This window comes from Pseudonocardia sp. SID8383 (genome assembly GCF_009864975.1).
Classification (GTDB): domain Bacteria; phylum Actinomycetota; class Actinomycetes; order Mycobacteriales; family Pseudonocardiaceae; genus Pseudonocardia; species Pseudonocardia alni.
Genome location: NZ_WWFY01001216.1, coordinates 1 through 2,831 on the forward strand (window position 1 = coordinate 1; position 2,831 = coordinate 2,831).

The window sequence follows — 2,831 nt, forward strand, 5'->3', positions numbered from 1 at the left end:
CCCCGGGTGCAGGCCGTGCGCGGTGAGCGCCCGGTCGGCCTCGGCGAGCACGGTGGCCGGGTCGGTGCGGTCCGGTCGGCCGAGCAGCAGCTGGTTGTGCATCCGCGACACCGGCCAGGCGTCGGTCCGGACCGCGACGCCGCCGGTCACCGGTTCCTCCGCGGTCGCGCCGCGCCGCAGCATCGACGGCTCGAACCCCATCGCCCGCGCCGCCGCGCCGGGGTCGGGGACCTCCGGTGCGGCGAAGCCGTCCGGGCCGGGGCGGTAGGGCAGCACCATCAGCACCGCCGACGCCGGCACCGCCCCGTAGGCGTGCGGGAACCGCATCGACGCCGGGTCGGTCGGCACCCCCGGCTCCCACCGGACGTCGACCCTGGCGACGTCGATCCGGGCCGGGTCGAGGACGAGCAGGACCAGGTCGGTCCGGCCCGCGAACAGGCGTTGCGCGGGCAGGGCGACCTGGTCGGGCGTCGACAGGTGCACGAACCCGACCTCGTCCAGGGAGGAGGGCGCCACGGCTCCGGTGCCGAGCCACCTCCGCCACTCACCAGGGGTGCACAGGTGCAGCAGGACCGTCCCGACCGTCATGGGAGACAGCCTGCACGCCCGTCCGATCGGACGGGCGTGGACATCGAGTATTGATTTCCGGCACCGGGTGCCAATAGCGTCCGATCCGCTGCCACCGCCGGCCGGCGGGGCGGTTCACCACCTCTCTCGCCGAGAGTCGGATCCAGCGGAGGTTGCGCATGAGCGAGCACCAGAACGAGGACGCCCTGACCGAGGAGACCCTCGTCGAGGAGGTCTCCATCGACGGCATGTGCGGTGTCTACTAAGCCCCTCGACACCACGGTTCCGGACGGCGCCGCGGGGGCTTTCGACCCCGCGGCGCCGTACCGGCTCAGCGAGAGCGTCTCGCTGCGTCCGGAGCCCTTCGGCGCCCTGGTGTACGACTTCGTGACCCGCAAGCTCTCCTTCCTCAAGACGCCCCAGCTGGTCTCGGTCGTGCGCGACCTGGAGAACCAGCCGGACGCCCGCTCGGCGGTCCGTGCCGCCGGCGTCGAGGAGCCCCAGCACGACGCCTACCTGCGTGCCCTCGCCGGACTGCTGAAGTCCCGCACGATCGTCGCCCGCTAGTCCCGCCCGCCCCGCCGACCACCACAGTGAGGTGCCCGTGAAGCTGGTCGACCACTTCCAGTACGGCCTGAACTCGCCCATCTGCCTGACCTGGGAGCTCACCTACGCGTGCAACCTCGCGTGCGTGCACTGCCTGTCCAGCTCCGGGCGGCGTGACCCGCGCGAGCTGAGCACCGCCGAGGCCAAGGCCGTCATCGACGAGCTGCAGCGCATGCAGGTCTTCTACATCAACATCGGCGGTGGCGAGCCGACCGTGCGCCCGGACTTCTGGGAGCTGCTGGACTACGCCATCGCCCACGACGTCGGCGTCAAGTTCTCCACCAACGGCGTCAAGCTCGACAAGCAGCGGGCCGCGCAGCTCGCCGCGACCGACTACGTCGACATCCAGATCTCGATGGACGGCGCGACGGCCGAGGTCAACGACTACGTCCGTGGCCCGGGCTCGTTCGACACCGCGATCACCGCGCTGGAGAACCTCGCCGAGGCCGGGTTCAAGCATCCCAAGATCTCGGTCGTGATGACCCGGGAGAACGTCGACCAGCTCGACGAGTTCAAGGCCATCGCCGACAAGTACGGCGCCCAGCTGCGCATCACCCGGCTGCGCCCGTCCGGCCGCGGTGCCGACGTCTGGGACGAGCTGCACCCGACCCAGGCCCAGCAGAAGCAGCTCTACGACTGGCTGGTCGCGCACGGCGACCAGGTCCTGACCGGTGACTCGTTCTTCCACCTGTCCGCCTACGGCGAGGCCCTGCCCGGGCTGAACCTGTGCGGCGCGGGCCGCGTGGTCTGCCTGATCGACCCGGTGGGTGACGTCTACGCCTGCCCGTTCGCCATCCACGAGAACTTCCTGGCCGGCAACGTCCGCGACGAGGGCGGCTTCAAGGAGGTGTGGGAGCACTCCGAGCTTTTCACCGAGCTGCGCCAGCCGCAGACCGGCGGGGCGTGCGCGTCGTGCCCGCACTACGACACCTGCCAGGGCGGGTGCATGGCCGCGAAGTTCTTCACCGGCCTGCCGCTCGACGGCCCGGACCCGGAGTGCGTGCAGGGCTACGGCGAGGCGATGCTGGCCGCGCGCGACGGCGGGACGGTCATCCCGAAGTCCGACGTCGACCACTCGCGCTCCGCGCCGCGCAACACCCGTGCGCCGAAGCAGCCGACGATGCTCTCGCTCACCCCGCCGCCGCGCCGGCCGGACCGGGCCTGCGACGAGAACCCGCTCGCCGGGTTCGCACCGGACGCCGTGCCCGTGGCACAGCCGGTCGCCGGGAGCTGACCACGGACCTGTTGCTGACGGGGCCCGTCGACCTGCGTGGTCGGCGGGCCCCGTCGCGTGTGCTGTTCGGGCCGCACGAGACCAACCTCGGCGACGCCGCACGCGGGATCACGGCTGACCACGTCGCCTACTACGCGGCGCGGGCCGCCGGGGGTGCGGGGATCGTCGTGGTCGAGCCGGCGTCGGTGCACGCCTCGGACCACCCCTACGCCTACGCCCCCGCCGCGTTCCCCGCCGCGTCGCCCGTCCCTGCCGTGTCGCCCGGTCCTGCCGCGTCGTCCGGCCCGGCAGCGGCGTCGGGGCGCGTCGAGATGCAGCTCAGCGGGAGTCGTGGATCTTCCGGGCCCGCTGAGCTGCATCTCGGCGACCGGGACGGCGCGCGGGTGCCCGCCGCGGCCGGGTGGGCGGCGGTCGTCGCGGCGTG

4 protein-coding genes and 1 pseudogene are annotated in these 2,831 nt (G+C 72.8%); 4 read left to right on the forward strand and 1 reads right to left on the reverse strand.

Annotated features, from left to right (window positions below; all coding sequences use genetic code 11):
* Nucleotides 1-588 (reverse strand): DUF952 domain-containing protein (locus GTW08_RS29765; protein WP_161152848.1); only part of this gene is annotated, 588 nt, incomplete at its 3' end.
* 158 nt (nt 589-746) lie between these two features.
* On the opposite strand from GTW08_RS29765, the gene mftA reads away from it, so the two are divergent.
* The 4 genes and pseudogenes from mftA to GTW08_RS31300 all read left to right on the forward strand — a co-directional run.
* Nucleotides 747-833: a mycofactocin precursor MftA gene (gene mftA / locus GTW08_RS29770; RefSeq protein WP_060710386.1), complete on the forward strand. Its 87-nt coding sequence runs from the start codon at nt 747-749 to the stop codon at nt 831-833.
* Nucleotides 823-1,134: a mycofactocin biosynthesis chaperone MftB gene (gene mftB / locus GTW08_RS29775; RefSeq protein WP_062398180.1), complete on the forward strand. Its 312-nt coding sequence runs from the start codon at nt 823-825 to the stop codon at nt 1,132-1,134. Before mftA ends, mftB begins: the two co-directional genes overlap by 11 nt.
* Before the next feature lie 37 nt (nt 1,135-1,171).
* Entirely contained in the window at nt 1,172-2,407 is a 1,236-nt protein-coding gene (gene mftC, locus GTW08_RS29780) for a mycofactocin radical SAM maturase (RefSeq protein WP_100878817.1), read from the forward strand.
* An 11-nt stretch (nt 2,408-2,418) separates the two neighbouring features.
* Nucleotides 2,419-2,831: pseudogene (locus GTW08_RS31300) on the forward strand (hypothetical protein); the annotation flags it as partial.